This is a genomic window from Anaerobacillus sp. QJM3NY_17 (genome assembly GCF_056173665.1).
Window position 1 is genome coordinate 1 of sequence record NZ_JBWBVD010000002.1, and the last position, 23738, is coordinate 23738.

Below are 23738 nucleotides of genomic sequence, written 5' to 3' on the forward strand. Positions count from 1 at the left end.
ATGAATATAGCCTATCACGACAGGGTTGAGCAAGAGATTCGAAGAGATGTTCAGCCTGTAGAGATCATGCAATTCATGACTCATAATAGTTTGAATCTATATAAGAAAAAGGGGTCACGTGCACCTCTTCAAAAGAGAGTAGAGTATGACAAGAATGAAAAGCAATCCTTGTATAAAAAGGGGACCGTGTTTGTCTCATGTTCTAAGGCTGATCTTAGTAAGGGAAAGGGGTTTCTTATTAACTCTTACGAAAGCTTACATGAGAAGCACTCGGAATTAACGCACTGGACTCCAAACACTTATCGTGGCGGTACGTACTATGATTTTGGTAAACGCGTGATAAAGGGTCATACCCGTGATAACTTGAAACAAATTAACGTGCTCGGCTTTGATATTGATACAAAAGATATCGATTTATACAGTGTTTTCCTTGGGTGCGAGGAGCTCGGCTTACCTTGGCCTAACGTATTGTTAGAAACACCTAATGGCTTTCAAGGATTTTTTGTACTTGAGACACCTTTTTATATTCATAAGCAGAAAGATTTTAAGGCCCTACGCGTGGCTGAGAGGCTATCTGACAACATTTTAAAGGCACTAAAGAAGTATGTTCCCGTAGACGTTAACTGCGCACCTTTTGGCTTTTATCGCATTCCGAAACAAGATAACGTGGTTTACTTTGGTGATCAGCTAGCCAATACAAGTAAACTATTAACCTGGTCCAAAAAGTTCGAAGAAGATGAGAAGAGAGCCTCATTTCGAGTGGTTTATTCAAAGGATTCTGCTTCATCTAACCAAACTTCTACGGCATGGTATCAAGCTCTTATTCAAGCCACTCAAATTGAAAGTGGTCACCACAGTTCGAGTCGCAACAATGCTGTTTTAACTCTTGCGATTGCCAACTATGCAAGTGGAAGGCCACTTGAAGAGGCGTATGACGAGCTTGATCAATTCAACAGTAATCTTGCCCAGCCTTTAGGAAAAATTGAATTCGAACGGATTTTGAAAAGTGCCTATTCAGGAAAGTACAAAGGGGCCAAACGTTCTTATGTGGAAGGACTTCTGGAACTATGGACGGACGGGAAGACATCCTTCCAGGGGAGAGAAGGTTGGTACAAATTTAAAAAGCCTCGGAAAGAGCGCGTGCGCTCCCATTATGACGAGAGAGAACAAGATATCCTACAACATGTGGAAACAATGACGAGTCCTGAACGTCCATTTTGTGAGGGGGCGCTTAGAACACTTGCCGAACGATTTGGGATGGCCGTTTCAACTCTGAAAGAAGTGTTAAAGCGCTCGTCTAAGCTGATCAAACGAACTGTTGGCCGAGGACGAAATGCGGTAACAAAGATTACTAGTCGATCCATGCTCTTTAAAAGTTTATTACTGGCGAGAAGAGAGCGTGTACAGTTAGCCCAACTATCTTTTGCGCAGCTTCTTCCATCCTCACGAGAACTGATAAGTGAGGATGACATCCCATCTATTCAATCTGAGTTATTAACCCATGAAATCGATCTGATTTATCGAACAGGGGCTGCTCCACCGGTTAAAATGACAAGTTAGCTAAACAAGCCAGTCTGCCAATACATATCTTAATTATCCTTAAATGATTTGCTTAGTTATAAGTTTTTCTAGTATGGGGATGGCTCTTTGAAAACTACATAGTGTTTTTAGGCTTGGTTATTTATTACTACGGACTAGGAGAGTACTATAGTTGCGTGTTTTTACTGGGGGGTAGTTAAATGGAACGAATTTCCTTTCCAGTCATTGCCAAACAAACGTGCGTATAGTAGACTGTGGTCAAGTAAATAATCGACGTAAATAATACAGAAATAAATGCGCAAAAGACATGTTAATCAATGTTCTTTTCATTTGCGGTTTTAAAATGCAACAGCCCCAGTGATAGCAAGGGCTGAATGCCTCCTGTTTATACTCGTAACCTGTAGAAGACCTCGCCTATACTACGTATACATAGCCGAGGTCTTCTACTACTCTATAAAGGCGGAGGCATTCAGTGGGGTAGTAGGGGGCTGTTGCAAGAGATTTTGGAGGTAGGTGTAGGTTTAGGATGTGTGATTTGTTAGGTCATGAGTATTAGGGAGGGGAGACTAGGAGTTAAGTAATTATTAGGTCAAGTGATAGTTCAAGGGAGGATCTATTCAAGTGATTGTTAGTTCAGGTGAGTAAGTGAGTAGTTCTAGTTCTAGTCTAATTTCAAGTTAGTTCAAGAGATTAAGTGATTCGAGTTTTGAGCTATACAGGAGGTGTTGGTGATGGAGGTTCCAAGGTGGTTAACTGCTTATGTGGGTCTTCTGGCTTTCTTGTATGGAGTTGTGTTCTGGGTAGGAGTTCAGGTGATTAAGGTTGTTTGGTTTTTGCTGTTGGTTCTTTTTTTCTTTTTGGTTTATGGTATTGGGTTTTGTTTTGGTAAACTTCAAAGAGGGAGAGTGATTCCGATATTAGAGAGAAAAGGATGATTGGTTTATGTTGAAGTATACTTCGCTTAAAGAAAAGGATCTATCGTATCTTACGTTTATCTTGAGAAACGGTATGGTGACAGCGAGGCAGATTATGCTGGAGTTTTGTGAGCCGAATATTCATAGGGTTTATCGGAGACTACGAAAGTTAGAGGATAAGAAGTTTGTGAGACATGAACGGATTGCTCATAAAGTTGGTGTTTATTTGGGAACATTGGAGGCAAGACGACTGACTAATGTGAGTGTGACGGTTCCAACAAAAGCTTCGGTTTATACGATGCAGCATGATCTACTTATCACGGATCTGATTCTCTATTACCAGTTTCAGGCGGAAAAGAATGGCCTTGAGTTCAAGTACCGGACAGAGCGAGAAATACGTTATACGATGATTGGTAGTGGCGATAATCAGAGCAAGTTGAAAGCTTATAATGCGAAACGCGATCGTATTCCGGATGCCGTTTTCTTTTTTAAATCAGCTGAAGGCACCGTTACGACGACGTGGGTGGAACTGGAACTTAATAAAAAAGAGCGAAAGCGTTATGATGAAAAGTTTTCTCTTTTTGAGGAGCTGCTTTCGAACCAAAAAGTCGATGAACAGCCCTATGCTTATGATCAAGTAATCTACTTTGCAGATGATGTCAAAATACATAATGTCGTAAATGAAGCAAAGGATCGACTAGTGAACGCGAGTAAAATCTCTGTGAAAAAAATCCCATCCGTGATCGTTGAAGATCGCTGGGAAGAGGTGTTGCCGAGTGGATCCGATGGCAAAGAACGAGGGACAGGTAAAGCAAACTGAAACCGATCGGATGATCGGTGACGTGGTGATGTATGGGGTTCTAGGAATCCTCATAGTGATTTCTCTTCTACCAGTCCTGTTGGGCATGTTACTCTTTGCGATTTTTTATTCTCTAAAACGAGATTGGCTGTCTTACCTAGCTCTGTTAATGGGGATTTTGCTTCTGATTTGGCAGTTTCAAGTGGGACATCTTCTCGCTTACTTTGCTTTTCTTTCAGAGATGAACGTTCCTTATTTGTCAGAAGTGATCGAGCGATTCATCAATCAAGGAGAAAAGATCCCTGTCACGTCTGATTCATATATCACTTTAGCCGGACTATGTCTTCTATTTTCATTTGGTTTTTTTATCTTTTCGAAGTTTTTTTGGAAAAAGCGCGTGACAACGAAGTCAGGGAAAGTTCAAAAGCAAAAAGCCGAGCAAACGTATAAAGCGTTTCGCAAGCATCGGGTTTCCTTTTTAAACCGGAAACAAAAGCACTACCGACGAAAGCCAACAAAGGAAGTCTTCATCGGTTATACCGATTTCAAAGAGCGCGTTTCGCTGAATTCGAAAGAACTGAACTATCATATGCTGGCTACTGGAGGGACCGGGACGGGGAAAACGACATTGATCGCGTCTTTACTCGAATCAGCGCTTCAGCAGAACAAGCCCGTGATCTTCATGGATGGAAAAGGCGAAAGGAAATCGATGCTTGAATTTAAAGCTCTTTGTGAGGCGTATGGAAAAACCGTCTACCTGTTCTCTGAAATGGATACGCTCACGTACAACCCGATTAAAAATGGCACTCCGACAGAAACACGAGATAAGCTGATGTCCCTCTTTCAATTTTCGAGTGAAGGCGACGGCGCCTACTACACGGATATCGCGTCACGCTATCTACAGCTCATCGTGAAACTGATCGATGAAGCCGGTGTACCCAGGGATATCAAAACGATTGCCACATTAACCAACCCCAAGTCGATGAATCAATTTTTTAGGGATCACAGTACTCAAGAAGAAATTGAGGAAGAGATCGAAGTTGAAGTGGAAGAAGAGACCAACACACAAAGTGCTCAGGATGACGATTTAAGCGATTTTATTGCAACGTCCGAGCCTAAGGGTCAAAAAGTGATGAAAACCGTTATAGAGAAGCGTACAAGAACTGTGACGAAGCTTCATGAGGGTTTGCGTACGATTAAACGAATTCTTGATGAAGAGTTCCCAGAAGAGATTGTCATAGGTTGCCTGACTCGGTTAAAAATGCAGTTAGGAGAGCTACTGGAATCAGATCTCGGCCATTTGTTTGTGGAAAGGGAAGAGGGTATCGACCTTCAAACTATCACGGATGAGAACAATGTGGTGATCTTCAGTATTTCGGGGAGTCGGTATGCCGATTATATTAAGAAAATTGGCAAAATGATCATTTTAGACGTGAATAGCCTCGTTGCTTATCGACAGGCTCAAGGAAGAAAGTCGATCTTTGGGGTTTATGATGAGTTTTCTGCCTATGGTGATCGGCGCATTGTCGATATCGTTAACAAATCACGTTCCGCCGGGTTCGAGTGTATCATCTCAACACAGACCCTTTCTGATATTGATGCCGTTGATCCGATTATGACCGAACAGATTATTTCGAACTGCAACGTAATCGCAACGGGACGTGTGAACTCGTCAAAAGATGCGGAGCGCATTGCGCAAGTTTTTGGCACCTTTTCAGATCGGGAAGTGACCCAACAAATTCAAAAGAAGTATCCCCATACGCGTTATGAAGCTGAGATGGGTACCGTTCGTGATGTGGAACGGTTCAAAGCCAATCCAAGTGAGATCAAAAACCTTCAAATCGGAGAAATCTTTCTCAACCGTAAGATGGTTGAAGAAGCAGAGAGCGATACTTATTTCCGTCGTGTCTATGTTCGCAACGCCTTGGAACTAGGAGGGATTAAATGAGATTGTTCAGCAAGCTGAAGGAAGGGCTTTACCGGAATGTTTTAAGAGGAAGAAAAAAGGTGATGAAAGATGATCGGCGTCTTCCTTCATCACGGTTTAACGGACGCCTCGTGTTCTCAATAACGTTTTGGTTGGTCGTTGCTGGTGTTGTTTTCTTTGCTTTTCAATCCTGGGCTCGAACCGGGTTTTTGAACGAAAAAGTTAATGGATATCAGGAACAAGCCTCTGCGGAGATCGCCACACTCAATGAAACCGGATTTGCGAATTCACCAGCAGGGGAGCATTATGCGAATCGTTTCCTTCAAACGTATCTGAACGTGCCGAGTAAGGATGAAGAGCGTCAGACGCGAAAAGAATCGTTGCAAGCCTTTCTTGCGGAAGGATTAAAGGTAAGCGAACTGGAAAATTTAAGCTCCTTTCAGGGGAAACGCGTGTTACGTGATGTTAGTTTATACGATGTACAAGACGTAGAAGAAGAAGCTGCAAGCTACGTCTATCGGATCGACTATGAGCTCTTTAACGTGGTTGAGAAGAAAGAAGAAGTGGAAGTAAAAGAGAAAGATTCAGACGGGAAAGAGAAGACGGTGAAAGAAGAAAAAGTGACAACGGAAGACGAGTCTATCGGCGTCAAACAGCAGATGATCGTTGTCCGTCTTGGTACGGATGGAAACTCCTTTAATGTGATCGAGCAACCCTATTATCAATCTCTTCCAAGTGAAACACGCCTTTCGGCGGTGGCCAATCAAACCGATCAGGCTGATAAAAACGTCAGTATGGAGGATGAACTGAAGCAATTTGCGACACAGTTTTTTACATCGTATACGACTAACTCGGTGGAAGAGATGTCTTATTACATGGAGAACCCTGAATCTCTTCAAGGGCTTTATCAGTATCAAGGGGTCGAAGACTTCACCGTGTATGACGGAGAAAATGGGCAATACGTGTTAAAAACGCTCGTGTTTCTGCAGGAAGAGGGGACCGATCTACAAACAAAGCATCCCTTTACCCTCGTTGTGAGCAAAGAGAACGATAAATATTATGTTCAAAAACTCAAACACACGATAGGAGGATGAAGACATGCCAGATATCACAGGTTTGACTGATTATGCGTCCGCACAGGTGGCAGCAGCTTTGTTTATTTTGATGATCGTGATGATTGTCCGAGCCTTTGTATCACAACGTTGGGGAATGTTTTTCTCAAGCTTCCTTTTCGCGGTGGTGTGTTATGTGATCGTCGCCAATCCCGGTGAGTTCGAGAGTCTTGCGAATGCGATTTGGAGCTCTGTTAAAAGTGGTGGTTTAAGTTGAGGGGAGAATCCTACAGTTATCGGAAGTTCTTTCACTATCCGTTGAAAATTTGGAAAATTGGGAAAGGTGAGAAATCCATCGTTTTTTCAAAAGGCATCGAAATTCGGCAAATCGTTCTCGCTTTCTTCCTTTTTGGAATTCTCTTTCTCTTTCGAGACCAGATCAACGCCTTTTTACCGACGGCTTTGCAGCTAGCCTTCTATGCGATTTTACCCTGGATGGTGGCAGGTGCTGTTTGTCGAAGTCGCTTGGATGGCAAGCGACTCGACCGATTTTTCACAGGATACTTTCGCTATCTCTATACGAAGCGTTTTTGCTACAGCAGTCATAAGCCTGTTTACCAGCCTCAAATGAATAAAGTTCAGTCGTATGAGCGATTTCAATAAGGTGGTGGAGTGTGATGTTGCAGTTCCCTATTCAATCGTATCAAGATAACGTGATCTATACACACGATTCGGAAGCCTGGTCTTACTATCGTTTACAGGAGAGCACCGTTGGCATCAACGAACAGGAAGCTGAAAATAACCTGGTCAATCGCCTACAACGGCTTGCTACTCAGCTGACGGTTTTTGAAGAAGTGGACTATAAGATCGTGCCTGTTCCGGTTAACGTCGATCAGCGCATGCGTCATCTTCAAAGTAAGTACCGAGGGCAGTATGCCGAAGCCGGGAAGTACTATGCGGAACGAGCAAGAGAGATCCTACGAGAAGAAGCGCAAAACATCGTCGAGTACCGATTTTTTGTTGGGGTGAAATTAAAGCGTCGAGAGCTTGACGAAAAACTGATTGCCTCATTTTCTTCTTCGTTTAAGAGTATGAATCGGTACCTTCAAAAGCTCGCTGGGTTTGAGGGGCAGGGCGTAGACGAACTGACAGCGAGTCTCTTCCGTGAATCAGAGGAAGATGCCTATACGACGCTGAATCACTTTTTACATGCATATCGCGTGAAAGAAAAGGAACTTCGCTATCTCATTCGTCATCAGTTCGTCCGTGGCCAATCACGGCCGGATGGCGAGGGGAGTGTTTACAGTCTAACGGAAGGGATGCTTGATCCAGGGAAGGCAGGTTATCTTCATATCAAGCAGCTCGATGAGGATTCCTGGTGTGCATTTCTTCCCGTTTCCGAATTTCCGATCGAACTTTCATATACGGACTGGGCTTATTTCTTTCAATCCTATTCCTTTCCGGTCGAAGTGCATATGCGTACGATTTATAAACAGAAAAAACAGGACGAAAACCAGACAAACAAGATTAAAAAACGGTTTCGTGATCAGGATGCGCAGCTGATCGAAGCGAACGAAGATGATGATAGCTTGATCAATACCGGGCGCGAGCTTCTACACGATTTAGAAAATCAAATTAAAAATCAGGGAAAACCTCTCTTACGGACGCACATTCACTTTGTCGTTTACGGATCGACTCGCGAAGACGTTCGGAAGCGAGCCAGAAGGCTGAAGATGGATTTTAACGACCATCACATCGAACTCGTGCAACCACTAGCCGACCAACTCCTTTTATTTCACCAATCACTCCCAGCCTCTAAAGTCGTTGCGCATGACTGGGAACAGGTACTCACACCGGAGTCCTTTGCAGAGTCTCTCTTTTCTCTTACCCGGAAAATTGGTAATACCGTTGGTTTCTACTTAGGTAAAAACATCTCTCATGAAGGAGAGAGCCTTGAAAATTCGCAGTCTCTCGTCTTTTATCATCCTTTTTTAGCTCATCAGGGCTTACCGGGATCCAAGTATTCATCACCTCATGTGACGATTTCTGGACCTACCGGCATGGGGAAGTCTTATCTTCTGAAAGATATCTTGATGAACGCGGTTTTTTTCGGGGCCAAAATCCTGATGACGGATCCGAAAGATGAAGTTGAGAAGAAATTTAAGCAGGCTCTTACACCGGAAATGTCGCGACAAGTTCCTTATTTTAGCGACATGATTGAGAGTTTTAACTACATCACGCTTTCCAGTGATTTAAGTGACGCCGGTAAGCTTGATCCCCTTACCTTTCTGGAGGGAGAGGAGGCGACGGACGCTGCTGTCGGTGTCCTCGAATATTTATCTGAACTTCAATCAAGTGAGCGAAACATTAAAACAGCGATCTACAAAGGGGTTCGCCACGTGGTTCAACAGGATCAAAAACCCGGACTGTTAAACGTAGTTCGCTATTTACAGGCGTCGGAGGATCAGGACGTTCGTAACGTGGGTGATCTGCTTAATGAGATCGGGCGAAACGGGATCGCGAAGCTGATGTTTTCTGAAGGGGACGTTGAAGGGATCAGCCTGGATGAACAGGTGAACATCTTACAGATCCAGAATCTCAACCTTCCTGAAGAGGGCGAAAAAGCCGTTACGCGTGATGAACATGTGGCCGTCGCGCTGATGCAACCTCTTGCCAAGTTTGCGACAAAGTTTGCGCGTGATGATTCCGTCGTGAAGATGACTATCTTTGAAGAAGCCTGGATGTTGATGAATACGGGAGCCGGTGATCGGCTGATCAATGAACTTGTCCGTACGGGACGATCACTCCGTTCAGCAGTGTACATCATCACGCAATCGACGTATGAGTACAACAAACCCCAGATCAAAGAGAATATCGGAACGAAATTTGCTTTTAAGGCGAAAACGACGGAAGAAGCAGGGAATATCATCGAATTTCTCGGAATGGAAGACAACAAAGCTAATCGAGATATGCTGAAGAACCTGACCGAAGGGCAATGCATCATGGAAGACATGTATGGCCGAACGGCCAAAATCCAAACGGACGTCCTATTCGACGAATGGATCCAGGCCTTCAACACCAAAGACCACGATCGCGATGCCGTTGAATCCGAGGAGGCGTTCATCTGATGAAAAAAGCATTTGTTTCACTATTCGTGTTAAGTATTCTTTTGATCGGTTGTAGCGAGAGTAAAGATCCAGAAGACATTGCAAAGATAACCTATGAGTGGGAAAAAGCAACTCTTGAGGCAAATTATAAAACTGAACAGGAACTTTTATATGAAAAAGGTACTTATGAAATTCACAAAGATACTCCTGCAAGAGAGAACAACTTGAAATTTGATGATATGGAAGTTGCTATTTATTACGATGAAGAAAATGACTGGTTTTACAGCCTTATTAATTACACTAATCCCGAAGAAGGAAACAAGGTAGAGGACATTTATGTAGTACGCCAAAAAAATGAAGAACTGAAGATAGATATTCAAAAAAGTAAAGAGGTTGAAGGAAGCGATATAGCTAACAACTATGAACTTCAAGAGTGCGTTCATTGTAATTAGGAGGGATGAAATGTGGCTTTTGAAGAAAGGGCTAAGCTGTGGATTAGTAATACTAATACTATTTCTATTGTTCCCAATGTTAGTATTAGCTGAAAATCCATCTCCTGTCATAAATAAGCAAGAAGAAACGGTTGGGCGTGTGACGCTTGAGAGTAAGGAATATCCTCTTGACCACTATCGTATGGAAGCTGATATCGGGGATGGATTTAAAGAGATGGATGATGGTGCTCTTCATGCGATCAACCAAGGCATGTGGGGATTCAATAAAACCATCGCGAGCTTTACGCTATATTCGATCAATGAACTGATGTCGTTTGACCTGATCAGTAGTATGGCGAGCGAAGCTGGTATCATGAGTGAACGAATCTATCAGCTGATGTCAGGTACATTCTTTTCTCTATTCATTATCTTCATCGGCGCGTCCGCAGCCTGGCGGTACTTTGTGAATCACCAGGTGGGGCATGCGGTGAAGGCCATACTAGGGGCTTTAATGATCATGGTGGCAACCTTCTGGTTCTTCTCGAACGCGACTGGGAACATCCAGTGGCTGAATGAACGAGGGAGCGAACTGGAAGGCATGGCAAGCTCAGCGAACGTCTTACTGAGCTCAGATGAATTTGACTCGAATGAAGCCTATAACCCAAACGAAGGCGTCGCTGTTTTAGAAAATCAGCTCTTTAACTTGATGATCAAACGTCCTTATTTGCTTCTGAATTACGGATCCACAAAGGAATCAGAAGTTGTGAGTGATGATCCGAACAGAGTTGACAAGTTATTAGAAATTAAACCTTTTATAGAAGAAGGAAAAGAAAAAAGAAAAGATATTGTTACTGATGAAGTTAAGAATGGAAATAAACAAATGACTCCGGAGTTCAGTGGCGACCGGTTTGGATATCTTATTATTACGATTCTTTCGACCATTGCCCTTGCGATTCCAGTTTTGTTGTTGGGGGCCTTTAAGTTTTTGCTTCAAGTTTGGTTTTTAGCTCTTGTCATTTTCACAGCTATTCCACTCGTTTTATCGTTGATCCCAGCTTACAGTGAAAGTGCTCTGAATCATGGGAAGAAGCTCGTCGGTGTTTTAATGATGAAGGCCGGTTTGGTTCTATTGATTTCAGTCATTACAGGACTTGTAACCTTACTCTATGAATCTGTGAAAGTTACGAACGGGGTCGAGGGATATGCGTTTGTAGTTTTTCTGATCTGTTTAACGATGTGGGGATTATTCAAGTATCGTTCTGAGATCTTTGAAGTGGCTTCTGCAGGTATGGTTCAGGGACAGCAAGTGGTTGAGAGAGCGACAACAAAATCTATCGATAAGGTAGGAGAAGCGAGGCAGAAAACATCGCGAACGGCAACGCGCATGGTGGGGAAAACCTATAAGAGTTTACGAAATCACAAGCGCTATGCTGAGATGGGAGAGCGAATTTCTGATTTGAAGACCTCTGTAGGAGGTTCGGGTAGTTATGAAAAACGTTCGGATCAGAGAAAAGCTTCCGAAGGTCATAATCCAGAAAAACAAAAGATTGATCCCAATCAAAAAGGAGCTAATTCTCCCCAGTCTGGTAAGGGAGGCACCCGTTCAGCTGCACGAAATGCTGAAGCTGCTGTCGTTAATTTACGTGATTATAAACAGGGGAAGGATTCCTCTTCTAAACGAAATGAAAGTACGAGAGGACAAGGAGAAAAGACCTCAACATCACCTTCAAAGCGACAATATCTAAAAGGAATGCAAGATCGGTCAAACGATTCAGGGAACTTATCGAGTGAGTATCGAAAGCAGGGCAGTATAAAGGCTTCTCCATCTGAACAACGGAGCACTACGACAGCTCAAAAAGTAAGAGAACCTGAAAAAATGGAAAAGAAATCTTCTCATCGAGTTCTTCCTACACAGCTTCGTAAGGACGTATCTCCTTTGTCAGAGAAACGTCTGCCGTCAGTTGAAGGTGGGGGAAAGAACCTGGAGAAAAAAGAAACACATCCTATCAAAAGAAGAGCACGAGGTACCATTCAGTCTTCTTCTGTTCGTCGAACACCTCCTCCAGAGAAATCAGCCATGCGCCGTGAGACGGCAGTATCAAAAGAAGTATCTAAACCGATCACGAAATGGGAAGCACAGCAACAAATCAATCAACGCCGTAATAAATCTCATAACGAGAAGCGCTCGTCTCGTCGGAAACTAGGTTATAAAGTTTCTAAAAAACGAAGGTAAGCAGTACGGTCTAACATAACGATTGCTCAATATATCACAAATGGTTGTGGAAAGGAGAAGCTATGGAAGGTGTGTTGAGGAAAGGAGCGAAAATTGCTGGAGCCGTTGCTGTACTAAAACATCCTCTTACCTGGGTTATCGGGGGAATTCTGCTTCTTCTGACCTTTCTTTTTGGGATAGGGTTGTTTCTCTCTATTAGTCTGGGAGGAGAGAATCAATTTGAATCGGGCATGTCTGGTGAAGGGGCAGGTGGAACGGCTCAGGTCTCGGCAGATGTTTTGCGTTATGAACCTTTGGTTGCCCAATATGCAGACGAATATGGCGTGAGTGAGTATGTGGGACTTATTCTTGCCTTAATTCAACAAGAGTCGGGTGGAAGACACTTGGACGTGATGCAGTCCTCGGAGTCGATCGGGCTCCCTCCAGGAACCATCACGGATCCTGAGTACTCCATTCAATTAGGGGTGAAGTACTTCTCGGAAGTGATGAAACAGTCAAAAGGAGACATTCATTTAGCTTTACAGTCGTACAATTTTGGCAGTGGCTTTATTGGATACGCTCTTGAGAGAGGAGGATACTCGAAGGAAGTGGCGATCGGCTTCAGTGACATGATGGCTGTGAAAATGGGGTGGGAAACGTATGGCGACGTGAATTACGTCGATCACGTGCTTCGCTTTTATGACGCAGGGACCGGTACGGTTTTGGTTCAGGGAGATGGAACCCAAATCTTCGATGTGTCCGAGGTTCACAGCATTATGAAAAAATTCCTCGGACGTCCGTATGTATGGGGAGGAAGGACGCCTGCTGCAGGAGGATTTGATTGTTCTGGCTTACTTGAATATGCTTTTGCGCAAGTAGGAGTTGATCTGTACGGAACAGCACAGTCTCAATATGATAAAACTGTTCCTGTTTCGGAAGACAACATTAAGCCAGGTGATCTGGTCTTTTTCTCTACCTATAAACCCGGGGCTTCTCATGTGGGGATGTATATAGGAGATGATCAGTTTATCAATGCAAACAGTGGAAACGGAACGTCCTATTCTTCTGTTGAACAGTGGAAGAATCTCTATCCCTTCTTAGGATTTAGGCGCGTTCAGTAAGGATGGTGAGAGGCATGAAATCTAAAAAAACGTACGTCTTTCTTATGAGTGGTTTTATCGTGGCAGTGTTAGTTGTGGTTTATGTGTTCAGTTTGCAGGCACAATTACGGGAAGTCCGAGCGAATCAACAAAACTATGAAGAGGAGATGGCTTCGCTGTCGTCCGTAACGAACACGGATGCATTAGAAGTGAATCGGGATTTTTTAGAGCACTTTTTCACCTATCAAACTACAGCAGAACGGTATACGAACGTTGAATCCTACATGACTGATCAAGGTTTTCAGTCGACTCATCCATCAGGTACTGAACTTCCGAAATCAGAGGAGTCGGTTACATCAACTATGGTGGGACTCAAGCCATATGAGTATCAGTCTTCAAAAACGGAAGCTTCCTTTTTTAATGAATTCCAATTAAGTACGGACTATAACGACGTTACGAATACAGAAACGGTTATTGTGAAAACATCTTTGGTTTATGTGAAAAAACAAGGGTGGAAGGTAGACGATGTTGAATTTGTAGGTCAATTAACGGGACGATAAGGAGAGGAAAAGTACATGCGAAAAATGGATGATTAATAATAAGGGAAACATTCAAGCCTAACATTTATTCCTTTTTAAATTTTTAAAGACGGGGAGATGAAAGCATGATTTTTAAAAAGAGTAAACGCATTAAGAAACTAGAAAAGGAGAAAGTCGCACTATCCCATCAGCTTTTGGTCGCGGAAGGTAACGTTGATAGGATGAAAGCATCTTTAATAAAGGCGAAGGAGTATACGGAAGAGCTCGAACAGGAAGTTAATGATTTAGAAGATTTTCACATGACGATGGAATTTGCGAATGAAATCGTTGATGAGACTGAACCGAAGTTTTGCTCTTGTGGAGGGGAAATGATTCCAATGTATGAGGAAAACCCAGGTTGGATAAAATTCTGTCGGAGTTGTAATGCAACGAGTGAGAATACAAGTGCATCACCGATTGTCGAAACATAAAGGTTGATTTTACTTTTACGCAGCTTTGGGGATACCGCCAGCAAAACGCGGAAAACGTACGCTAAGATAAATTCGAAACGAAAATAGCCGACTTGACTCCTTTTTTCTAATATCTTGTTGAGAGACAAGAGTTTTTCGAGGCGTAACATCCTCCCATATTTAATCTTTGTTTTTTCGGATCTGAAATAGAAACTAAAGTTGAATAATCACGTTTATGGACTTTCTAGTTGTAATGGGAGAATTTAGCTTATAATAGAGAGGCTAGATCTATAAGCGTTTATTTTGAGGTGATAAAATGAATTTAAAAACATTCCATGAACGTTACGAGGCTATTCTACATGCTGATGTTGAGGAACGTAAGAAAGATTATCAGCTAGCTGAGCTAATGTCGGAAATGGAAAGAGAATTTAGAATACCAAGTATCCGAAATGAAAAGTGGGAAAAAGAAAATCGGGCTATTATTGCTTTATACCGAAAGATATCTTTAAGTCGATCGGGGATTTAATGAAAAAAACAATAACATTTGAGTAGTTCTGTTTAGCAATGAAAAGCCCAATTCCTCTTTATTAAGATTGAGGGATTGGGCTTTTTTTGAATCATCCGATGGCTCGTTAATATGAAACCTTGGGTAAGCGCCTATATACTACTTTTGTTGTATATAGAATGGTCGATCCATTCTCACGGAATCTACACCGTAAGTTAATTCTTCATGTGATGATAGATGCGAAGTAATGTAGCATATTGACTTTTCGGTAGATCCCTATAACTGTATGTATTTCCGTTAACATTTAGGTATGAAAGACCAGAAACCTCACAGGTTCCCTCTTCTGCTTCATAGCCGTTACTTCTAAGAAATGCTGCAAACGTTTGTTTGATTTTCTCCATTAATTTCACACTCCTTTCTTTTTGGAATTGATTACTTTAATAATATAAGAGATACCACCAACAAACGAAGAGTTCGTTCTATACAACATAACTACTATATATCCATATTTGTCGGTATTTAATAGTGAAGTCACAAATCTAACGCAACATAACTCTTAGCGTACGTTTTCCGCGTTTTGCTGTCTGGACCACTTTCATTTTAAGAAGAAGATGGAGAAGTAGAGTGATGGAATGAAACAAGACGAGTCATAAACAGCGACATTTTATATTTTCTACGCATATATCATTTTATCTAAAACTATCAACTTATCTAAAATGAATTTCATCACGATTTAAAATTTATTGACTTTTATCTAATTTATCTGATATGATTTAATTAAGATAAAACGGAGGTGCTGAAAATGTCTCAAGAATCAGTGATTTTAGAATTCATCAGTCGCGTTCAAAAGCTCGAAAATCGGGTGGAAGTATTAGAACAAAAATTAGAGGACACTCAGAGTGAAGATAAGGAAGTTGTTACTGAAGAAAAATCGGAAAAAATCACCCGTTCTATGGGAAGAGAACATGTGATGAAGAAATTGAGGGAATTCAATAAAGGACTAGAAGTAGAGAAAGCGACTCGCACTTTAGGTTCTGGAATTGTGATGAAACAAGGTGGTCAGGTAAAATTAAAAACTAAGTTTTATTATAGTAAAAGTCATTTAGAACATATATCTTCATGGCACACCGTCCATGAAAATGAAATCAATAACATGGATTGGGATGTTCATATTTTTACTGTCTCACATCAAGGAAAATTCCATACTTTCTTCTTTACTCAAGAAGAATTAAAAGAATTTGTAAAAAGTAAACACGCCGACAACGCGAATTTGTATCACTTTTACTTCCATAACAAAGGAAATCGTATGGTAGAAAACCGAGACAACGAAAAAAATGTTGATAAGTATTATGAACGATGGGCATTGCCTTCTGAATTATTAAAGACGACCAAGTAATAAGAGTGATGAAATGAAACAAGACGAGTCATGCTTAGCGAATAAATAGGCGCCAGCCTTCGCAAGTATGAAGCGTTTTTTTCATTTCTTAACGATAAGACTATTAACTTAATGAGTGAAATGACTTCAGTTGCTACTCATTTATATCCACTTCCGAAATGTCTCTACCATCAAAATACATTTGGTCATCTCCCGTGTTTAAACGGACATACATCCCTGACACCTTTTGTTCGACGCCATCTTGTTCGATAAAGAAATCGATGAAGGAGACTTCTTTTGCTTCTTTTTGATAGAATCCCTCTACTCGTTCATTTAAAATACTGGCCCCCTCTTCGTACTTGCGAATCTTTATTCTCTTGGGCGAGCCTACTTGGTCAATATCCGTATCATACTTCTCGGCAAAAGCGCCTTAAAAACACGAATTCTTGATACGTATACGTTACCAGCAAGAACATAGGGGGGATTGGAATTGAGCAATCTGACGAGAGAAGAATATAAGAAAAATCTGAAGAAGGAACCACTCTCCCCTCGTGAATGGCGATATGCGATTTTGGGTTTTATCATGTTACTCATCGTTGCATTCCCAATTGTTATTCTTTCATATGAACATCACCCCCTATTTCTTAACTGAACAAGCTCTAAATCTAGTAAATTTATTTTCTATTGTTTTAAACGATCAACATCCATAATCATGTCATTCAACGACTTGGTTACTTCCTCCTGTTTTTTCTGTGAAATATCATCATGACTCCCTTTAGACCTCATCTTCCGTTTTCTGACTGGATGTCCATAATAACCTCCTAAAAATATCTGAGAGTCTTCAGAAACGATTTACGTTCCTACGTAAGAGTCACGTAAACTCTAAAAAACGCTTCTTTTTTATGGGGAAAAAGATGGATTTATCAGCAGTGTTTTGAAATAATTGGTATTAAAGGCTTGGGAAGCTCACTTTAATAAGTGAAACTTTAATTTTTCTAAATCGTATATACCGTACGAATTAGAAAAATTATGGAGGTGTCAAATGTGTCCAATGAAGTTATTTTTGTATTAGTTATAGTATCAATGGCTATATGGGTTACGGTGTCTAGAGAGGCTGTAAAACCTTCAAAAGAAATAAACTGGCGGAAAATGATTACATTACTGTCTTCAGGTTCATTATCTACATTAGTTATAACCCTTACGCTTTTTCAAGGCATGTCTTTATAGTTCCGTTATCTCCGAGCGATTAAACAATATCGAGTGGGTAATTCCCCATAAGGAGGTAGAAGAAGAACTAATAGGTCCTTTTTTACTCTTACTTTTGATTATTTTAAAAGTAGTAATGTTAATCTATGTTAACATTCCGAGATTTTACTATTATAGGAGAGTCCTAAAATGAAAAAGAAAATGAATTATTTACTCTTACTTTTAACGATCACCTTTATGGCTGGTTGCGCTAACGTAGAAGACGTATCTACTACAGATGTAGATGTAGAAGAAGAAGCAAAAGCTGAAACACAAAAAGAAACAGTTCCTCAAGAAGAATCTGTAGATGAAACAAATGAAAATAGTAAAGAAGAAACTCTTGATGATACAGTTGATAATGAACCGGTTGATGATCCAGCAGTAGAGGAAACAACAACCCAATCAAATAATGAACTGTTCGCAGGATACAGCCTTATTGAAGTTGATGGGGGTGATTTGTCTGGATATCGAGAATCTAACGCCGTGGTTGACATTGGTTACGGTGACCGTGAATATTGGGCATTTACTAATGAATACGGTCAACTAGTACGAGTCATTGCTGAGGAAATTGTTCTGCAAGACGACAGTAACGAACCTGTATTATCGTCAGGCAGATACTATTCTGATGAGGCAAAGGTTCCTGGTGTCGAAAGTGATGTTTTAGATGAAGGACATATCATTGCTGATTCTCTCGGCGGGGTATCGAATGCTTATAATATTACTCCGCAAGATAGTACACTCAACCGACATGGTGATCAAGCTTATTTGGAAGACGGGATCCGTAGCGCAGGTGGAGCTACTAATTTTGAAGCCATTATTACATATCCGAATACAGAAACGCAGATTCCTTCAAGTTATCAGTATACCTATACTTTGAACGGAAATGAGATTGTTGATACATTTGACAATGTGAACCCTGATGAAGTCAATGCGTCCCTCGGTTTAACTGAGAGTGAACCTGAAGAATCAACTAGTTCAGATACAGAGGGTGATATTTCTAGTGTTGATACAAACGGTAATGGACAAGTGACTATTAAAGAAGCAGAGGCAGCAGGTTTCAGTATGCCGATAATGAGTGATCATTGGTTATATCCCTATATGCGTGATAACGATAACGACGGTATGGTAGGAGAGTAGTCCCCTAGAACTTTGAAGTAAAATAAATGAACAATAGAGCATTTTCCTCGTTGGACGATTCATAACAATTTACGAATGGATGTTGTACAGGAACAATTAAAGTTAAAATTTTATGGTAAAAATATAATTATTAGTCACTAACGGAAGGTTTTAGTTCAATAACGATCTTCAACTATCGGGCGCAATTCTGTAGCAAGAGTTGTGCTCTTTCTTTATGTAAAGGGCGAGGTTGGAAAAAATTCTTAAAGTTACAAACAATGAGTTAAACAATAGAATAGAGGCGATTAAAATGGAATTGCTATATAAATATGTAAGTGTAACAGCAATTATAGGTGGATTAGGGTTATTGATTAAATATTATATTCAAAAGAAGATAGATTCTTATTTTAATTCTAAATTGGCTGTTCATAAACAGGAATTGAACGACTTAACTGAAAGAACTAAATATGATTTAAGTAGAAGGTTGTTTGATTTTGAAGCATATGCTACTAAAAAACATGACATTTATCCTCTTATTTATAGTAAAATCTTTGAAACATTTAATAAGATGATGGAATATCAAAGTGATATTGAAGCTGAATTTAATTTAGATGAAGATCGTATTTATGATCTTACAGGTGATGAACAAATTGATTTTGATCAAGATCTACTTCACTATAAATATCAACAAACATATATAGTCCATGAAGTACATAAAAATGCAGATGCTTATTATTTAAGTAATGAATTATATCTTTCTAAGTCTGTAGCTTTTGAATGTGGTTATGTATTAAAACAAATGCGAAGTATGATTACTTGTTATTTTGATCACGAGTATAATAAGCCGATGTTAAGTAAGAGTCTTCTCGAATTAGAAGGGAAAATCGAACAAATAAAAATGATATTGCATGAAGAGTTATCTTATAGTCATCATGAATTTCATGTAAATGAATGGGGAAATTAGAATGGGGTGATTTGAAGCATATTTTTATTGACAGTACGTTAACAGTTAGTGATCCTTTCCTTTTTTTACGAGTCATTTTTAGGTGGAATTTAGCATTGCATCTAGCCAGTAATTTTGCATTTGAAAGGAATAGTTAGCAAAACGGAAATCTAAATGCAATCTCGTGCGTTTCTCAAAAGCAAAATAAGACGTCAGACTTCCATCTAGACAATTTGTTTTGTGAACTTCTATAATGAAGTAAACAAGTTGTTAACGATCGAAAACAACAAAGAACTATAGCGTGTTCGCGCTACAGTTTGAATAGGATCACAATTTAGTATTTGAGAAGATACTACAAACTCAGGGAAAAGACTGCCACAGTCATTTCTCGTTTTTGCTCTAAACGAAACGTTAAAATACTTATATGGTCTTGAAAATATCAGTGTCATACTCTGTGAACGACATTTTCGTTTATGAATCGTTTAGTCGTTCACCGCATACTTCCCGGAACATTTTTGAACCTTTCTGCGTTTGTGGACATGAATTAAATCAGGAAGCAGATTCGTCTTCTTTTGGGAAATATTTATCAATATCATTGATAAATAGAGCCAATATATCTCCCTTTTTTATTCTAGTATTATCATGGCCCATATCCTCTCGTATTTTTAACAGGAGGTCTTCAAGCAACGTCATTTCATCTTGCGTTGTCTTCTGGCCTTCTTTGCGATTCAGAAAATGTTTTCGATACTCCTGATACTTCTCTATCACATCTTCAGAACCCCAAAGGATTAACTCCTGAGTGAATTTAGACATCATCTGAACAATTTCCTTTTGCCCCAGTTGTTTCCCCATCTTAGCCCCCATAAAGACGCGGAATAGAAACTCCAGAAAGTCTTTATACATAGGTATTTTTTGCTTCCGATGCTCTTCTTCTATGGCTTTTTTCTTCTGATGAAAATTCGGAATTGTAATCGATAGTGTAGTTCCCACAACTACAAATACACCTGTAATCAAAGCAGCTGATATCCTCGGGTCTAGCGAAAAAAACTGGTTATAAATCCAATTCAACAAACGAAAAAAACCATACGAAAACACAACAATCAGAAAAACCGCCTTGCTTCTAAACTCAGTCTTACTCATTTTGCGAGCTCTAGCCACATCAATCCCCCCTATTTCATATATTTTCCATTATTTTACATAGATTGTCCATATAAATTTCATGAAAAGTTGTACCTTTTCTTAAGAAACACCCCATCATAAAGTTGTTTTAAAGACTTTTAACAGAAGCTATGTCATGGAATTGAATGATCGTTCTACCTTCTTTTTTATGCAAATATAGCCTTCTATTAATGTTATCTACTTTTTTCACCTGGCATAATTCCGTTTCAAAAAAACCGTCTTTCCAGATTGTGATTTCTAATTCGGTATGAAACTGTAAACTTTCGGAAATCAATCTTTCAAATTCCTCTATTTGCTCCTGGCTGATCGTTGGTTTTTCAACTCTGTAGTAATCCTTTTTCGCTTCTTTTAAAAGTTCACTATGCTCCGTCATAAAGAATCCCTGATACTTCATCATTCCTCGATCATTGATCATTTTCATCATCTCCTTACTTCATCATACGAACATTCATTCCCGTTATTCAAGTTGTATATCCAAATTTGGGGTTCCAATTTATTCTAATGGTGATTTACGAGCCTTAAGGCGAGGGATCTTTTCTAAAGAAACAAATGGTTAAACATACTGGGCGGCAGCACTGACAGCCTGATCAGAAAGCCCAAAACGCTTTCTGTCATGCTGTAGGTGTCGCTTCTATCCTAAAGCGCCCGATAACAACGGTCTGTAAGCTGTCGCTAACAGTCCGTATGTTCCTGGTCTCTTTGCGCAAAGCGCCGGACCGAACGAGCCGAAGAGAAGAGTGACATGGAAGGCAGCCTACGGGCTGCCTTTTTTGTGTTTTTTTCTTTTGCCCTGCGGAGCGTACAAAAGCGCCATCCGACTAAGGCTCAATCCGGGTGAGCCTCGATCTCTTCCCGGTTTGAACCTAAGACGGATCACCAGCCAGTCAAGGGGCCCAAAACTTTTTGACCAGGTGCCGTCAAAAACTGTTGGTCTAATCCCTTGACCGTCTGGTGAGGCGATTTGTGCGTCCTACGTGCCAAAAGGCAAAAAAATACCCTTTCGGGAATCAGCGCTCGCCTGGCAAAACAAAAAAGGAGGACAAATCTATGAACGCTTTTGTTTCAATGAAGGACATGGAATTCAAACGGGAGTTACAGGAAGAAAAGAACACACCGTCCGAAGAGAAGAGCATTGGTCTTAATGCTATTTTTGAAGTGATTCGTATTAAACAAGTGGTTCAAGAAGTGCCGACACCTTTTGCGATTGGGGCGATACGTTCCCCGGAAGACGCCGCGAATATTGCCGGGACGCTGATTGGTGATGAAGACCGGGAAGTCTTTTTGGTCCTTTGTTTGAACACGAAAAATCAGGTGAAGGCGGCTCATCGGTGTCACGTTGGCAGCATCAATGCGAGCATCGTTCACGCGCGAGAAGTGTTTAAAACTGCGATCTTAAATAACGCAGCCTCTATCGTGCTTAGTCATCAGCATCCGAGTGGCGACCCGACACCAAGCATGGAAGATTTGAACGTCACAAAGAGACTTGTCCAGGCCGGTCAGTTGCTTGGGATTGACGTGTTAGACCACGTGATTGTCACGCATAACGGAGACCATTACAGCTTAAAAGAAAAGGGACATTTGTAGACACGCCAGGCGGCGAAAGTTCGTCGCCTCGGTTTCGCATGGATAAAAGCTACGCTTTTGTTGAGGGAAGCAGGCATCGAGCCTGCTTGTCGGCTGCTTAAGCAGCCGTTGATTGCTTATTCGAAGAAGGGGAACCTTCTCTTTTTTTGTGTTGCTGGGGTTTGGCATGTCAGGGTTATTTTTATCTGTTCTAAATTCAGAAGGGATTTTTTTAGTGGGGATTTCTTATCTATTCTACTTCATCTGGTTTGTCCTTCATTGATTTCTAATTCGTGTCTATAAAGACTACCGGACTTATTGCGTTATTTACATTCTTTATGGATTTAGTTGGGTCACCACAAGGGTCTGCTCACAGGCTGATAAGCTAGCCCAAAACGCTAGCAAACAGCCTATGGCATCTCGCTCTCCTCTAAAATCCCCGATAACGACGGGCTGATCCGAAATCATACGTCGCTTTCGGTCAGTCCGTAGGTTCCTGGTGATTTCTTTACGAGGAGCCGATGACGGATTCAAAAGCGTCATGACAGAAGGAAAGCAGCCTTGAGGCTGCTTTTTTATTGGTCATTTTTCCTTTTGCCTTCCGAATCGTAAAGCTCGCAAGCTGACTAAAGTTCGAAAAGGAAAGGACACCCGAACCTTCCCTTTCCTCACTAAGTCAGGGCTCAGGCGTTCAAGGGGCGCAAAAACTTTTTTCCTACGAACGCTACGCAACTGAAAAAACTTCCTGCTTTTATCCCTTGACCGCCTGAAGATGCTCGCTTTTCGTTCTCCACGTCAAAAGGGAAAAAACTCTCCCTTTTGAGGGACAGACTCGGTTCTTCAGTCAAAAGGAAAAACAAAAGGAGGAAGGACGAAATGAAGAAAAACGTTTATGAGATCGTAACAGAAAAGATCATTCGGCAGTTAGAGGAGGGCGTTATTCCATGGCGGCAGCCCTGGATTAACGGAGGGGCAGTGAATTGGAAAACGCAAAAAGCTTATCGAGGCATTAACGCTTTTTTATTAGAACCGGGTAAATATGCGACGTTCAATCAAATACAAGAAGCAGGAGGAAAGGTGAAGAAGGGGGCAAGCTCACACATCGTTGTCTTTTGGAAGTGGATTGAAAAAGAAGATCCCGAAAGTGGGGAAACAGAGAAAGTTCCTTTCCTTCGTTACTATCGCGTTTTTCATATTGAAACGCAGGTGGAGGGCTTAGAAAGTAAACGAGATGCAACCACGTTTGATCATGATCCGATTGTAGAAGCTGAAGCCATTTATAAAGGGTATCTAAACGCGCCAGATTTTACATTTGATTCAGGACAGGCCGTTTATTCTCCCACTTTTGATCGCATTAACGTTCCACCTTTAAAGGATTTTGAAATGGCTGAAGAATTCTATTCGACGCTTTTTCACGAAATGATACACAGCACGGGCCATAAAAATCGCCTGGCTCGACCGGGGGTGACGACGCAACGTGTCGCGTTTGGAGACGAGGTGTACTCCAAAGAAGAGTTAGTCGCTGAGATGGGGGCGGCCATGTTGTGTGGGGTCTCGGGTATCGATAACAGCACGATCAAAAATAGTGCCAGCTACATTCAGTCCTGGTTGCGTTCTTTAAAAGAAGATCATCGTTTGGTGGTACAAGCTGCGGCGCAAGCCCAAAAAGCATCGGATTATATTTTAGGAACTCCCTTATAGCCTGAATTTCTGAAAAGGATCGCCCCCTACCGGGGGCGAAAA

The 23738-nt window shown here is 41.1% G+C and carries 23 protein-coding genes; 20 read left to right on the forward strand and 3 right to left on the reverse strand.

Annotated features, from left to right (window positions below):
* The 14 genes from AC0VYV_RS22350 (at position 1) to AC0VYV_RS22415 (ending at position 14595) form a co-directional block, all read left to right on the forward strand.
* Entirely contained in the window at positions 1–1560 is a 1560-nt protein-coding gene (locus AC0VYV_RS22350) for a primase C-terminal domain-containing protein (protein WP_475374945.1), read from the forward strand.
* Positions 1561–2270: 710 nt separating this feature from the next.
* The gene (locus tag AC0VYV_RS22355; RefSeq protein WP_475374946.1) at positions 2271–2474 is read left to right on the forward strand and encodes a hypothetical protein; all 204 of its coding nucleotides are present in this window, start codon (positions 2271–2273) and stop codon (positions 2472–2474) included.
* 7 nt (positions 2475–2481) lie between these two features.
* Positions 2482–3273 (forward strand): hypothetical protein, encoded by a 792-nt coding sequence (locus AC0VYV_RS22360; protein WP_475374947.1) that lies wholly within the window; start codon positions 2482–2484, stop codon positions 3271–3273.
* Positions 3239–5200 (forward strand): type IV secretion system DNA-binding domain-containing protein, encoded by a 1962-nt coding sequence (locus tag AC0VYV_RS22365; RefSeq protein ID WP_475374978.1) that lies wholly within the window; start codon positions 3239–3241, stop codon positions 5198–5200. The genes AC0VYV_RS22360 and AC0VYV_RS22365 overlap by 35 nt, the downstream gene beginning before the upstream one ends.
* On the forward strand, positions 5197–6273 hold the full coding sequence (locus AC0VYV_RS22370) for a conjugal transfer protein (RefSeq protein ID WP_475374948.1): 1077 nt from the start codon (positions 5197–5199) through the stop codon (positions 6271–6273). The genes AC0VYV_RS22365 and AC0VYV_RS22370 overlap by 4 nt, the downstream gene beginning before the upstream one ends.
* Before the next feature lie 4 nt (positions 6274–6277).
* Complete coding sequence (locus AC0VYV_RS22375) at positions 6278–6508, forward strand: TcpD family membrane protein (protein WP_475374949.1); 231 nt, start codon at positions 6278–6280, stop codon at positions 6506–6508.
* Entirely contained in the window at positions 6505–6894 is a 390-nt protein-coding gene (locus tag AC0VYV_RS22380) for a TcpE family conjugal transfer membrane protein (RefSeq protein WP_475374950.1), read from the forward strand. Before AC0VYV_RS22375 ends, AC0VYV_RS22380 begins: the two co-directional genes overlap by 4 nt.
* Before the next feature lie 14 nt (positions 6895–6908).
* Positions 6909–9359, forward strand: a complete 2451-nt coding sequence (locus AC0VYV_RS22385; RefSeq protein ID WP_475374951.1) for an ATP-binding protein — start codon at positions 6909–6911, stop codon at positions 9357–9359.
* Entirely contained in the window at positions 9359–9790 is a 432-nt protein-coding gene (locus AC0VYV_RS22390; protein WP_475374952.1) for a hypothetical protein, read from the forward strand. Before AC0VYV_RS22385 ends, AC0VYV_RS22390 begins: the two co-directional genes overlap by 1 nt.
* Positions 9791–9800: 10 nt before the next feature.
* Entirely contained in the window at positions 9801–12002 is a 2202-nt protein-coding gene (locus AC0VYV_RS22395) for a CD3337/EF1877 family mobilome membrane protein (RefSeq protein WP_475374953.1), read from the forward strand.
* 62 nt (positions 12003–12064) lie between these two features.
* Positions 12065–13102: a bifunctional lytic transglycosylase/C40 family peptidase gene (locus AC0VYV_RS22400; protein WP_475374954.1), complete on the forward strand. Its 1038-nt coding sequence runs from the start codon at positions 12065–12067 to the stop codon at positions 13100–13102.
* 14 nt (positions 13103–13116) lie between these two features.
* Positions 13117–13641, forward strand: coding sequence for a hypothetical protein (locus AC0VYV_RS22405; protein WP_475374955.1), 525 nt, complete (start codon positions 13117–13119; stop codon positions 13639–13641).
* Between the two features lie 104 nt (positions 13642–13745).
* The gene (locus tag AC0VYV_RS22410) at positions 13746–14090 is read left to right on the forward strand and encodes a hypothetical protein (protein ID WP_475374956.1); all 345 of its coding nucleotides are present in this window, start codon (positions 13746–13748) and stop codon (positions 14088–14090) included.
* Between the two features lie 295 nt (positions 14091–14385).
* A complete protein-coding gene (locus AC0VYV_RS22415) occupies positions 14386–14595 on the forward strand; it encodes a hypothetical protein (RefSeq protein ID WP_475374957.1) in 210 nt (69 codons plus the stop codon).
* A gap of 194 nt (positions 14596–14789) precedes the next feature.
* Here the strand turns inward: AC0VYV_RS22415 and AC0VYV_RS22420 are convergent, their stop codons facing one another.
* Positions 14790–14975 (reverse strand): hypothetical protein, encoded by a 186-nt coding sequence (locus AC0VYV_RS22420; RefSeq protein ID WP_475374958.1) that lies wholly within the window; start codon positions 14973–14975, stop codon positions 14790–14792.
* 401 nt (positions 14976–15376) lie between these two features.
* On the opposite strand from AC0VYV_RS22420, the gene AC0VYV_RS22425 reads away from it, so the two are divergent.
* The 4 genes from AC0VYV_RS22425 (at position 15377) to AC0VYV_RS22440 (ending at position 19274) form a co-directional block, all read left to right on the forward strand.
* Positions 15377–15970: a hypothetical protein gene (locus AC0VYV_RS22425; RefSeq protein ID WP_475374959.1), complete on the forward strand. Its 594-nt coding sequence runs from the start codon at positions 15377–15379 to the stop codon at positions 15968–15970.
* A 469-nt stretch (positions 15971–16439) separates the two neighbouring features.
* A complete protein-coding gene (locus AC0VYV_RS22430; RefSeq protein ID WP_475374960.1) occupies positions 16440–16601 on the forward strand; it encodes a hypothetical protein in 162 nt (53 codons plus the stop codon).
* A gap of 743 nt (positions 16602–17344) precedes the next feature.
* A complete protein-coding gene (locus AC0VYV_RS22435) occupies positions 17345–18331 on the forward strand; it encodes a DNA/RNA non-specific endonuclease (protein ID WP_475374961.1) in 987 nt (328 codons plus the stop codon).
* 289 nt (positions 18332–18620) lie between these two features.
* Positions 18621–19274, forward strand: a complete 654-nt coding sequence (locus AC0VYV_RS22440; protein WP_475374962.1) for a hypothetical protein — start codon at positions 18621–18623, stop codon at positions 19272–19274.
* A gap of 528 nt (positions 19275–19802) precedes the next feature.
* Here the strand turns inward: AC0VYV_RS22440 and AC0VYV_RS22445 are convergent.
* Positions 19803–20411 carry a hypothetical protein gene (locus tag AC0VYV_RS22445; RefSeq protein ID WP_475374963.1) on the reverse strand — a complete coding sequence of 203 codons (609 nt, stop codon included), beginning with the start codon at positions 20409–20411 and terminating at the stop codon, positions 19803–19805.
* A gap of 109 nt (positions 20412–20520) precedes the next feature.
* The gene (locus tag AC0VYV_RS22450; RefSeq protein ID WP_475374964.1) at positions 20521–20847 is read right to left on the reverse strand and encodes a YolD-like family protein; all 327 of its coding nucleotides are present in this window, start codon (positions 20845–20847) and stop codon (positions 20521–20523) included.
* A gap of 632 nt (positions 20848–21479) precedes the next feature.
* Between AC0VYV_RS22450 and AC0VYV_RS22455 the strand changes: the two genes are divergently transcribed.
* Together AC0VYV_RS22455 and AC0VYV_RS22460 are read left to right on the forward strand one after the other, a co-directional pair.
* Positions 21480–22016, forward strand: coding sequence for a JAB domain-containing protein (locus AC0VYV_RS22455; RefSeq protein ID WP_475374965.1), 537 nt, complete (start codon positions 21480–21482; stop codon positions 22014–22016).
* 855 nt (positions 22017–22871) lie between these two features.
* Positions 22872–23696, forward strand: coding sequence for an ArdC family protein (locus tag AC0VYV_RS22460; protein ID WP_475374966.1), 825 nt, complete (start codon positions 22872–22874; stop codon positions 23694–23696).
* The last annotated feature ends 42 nt before the right edge of the window (positions 23697–23738 follow it).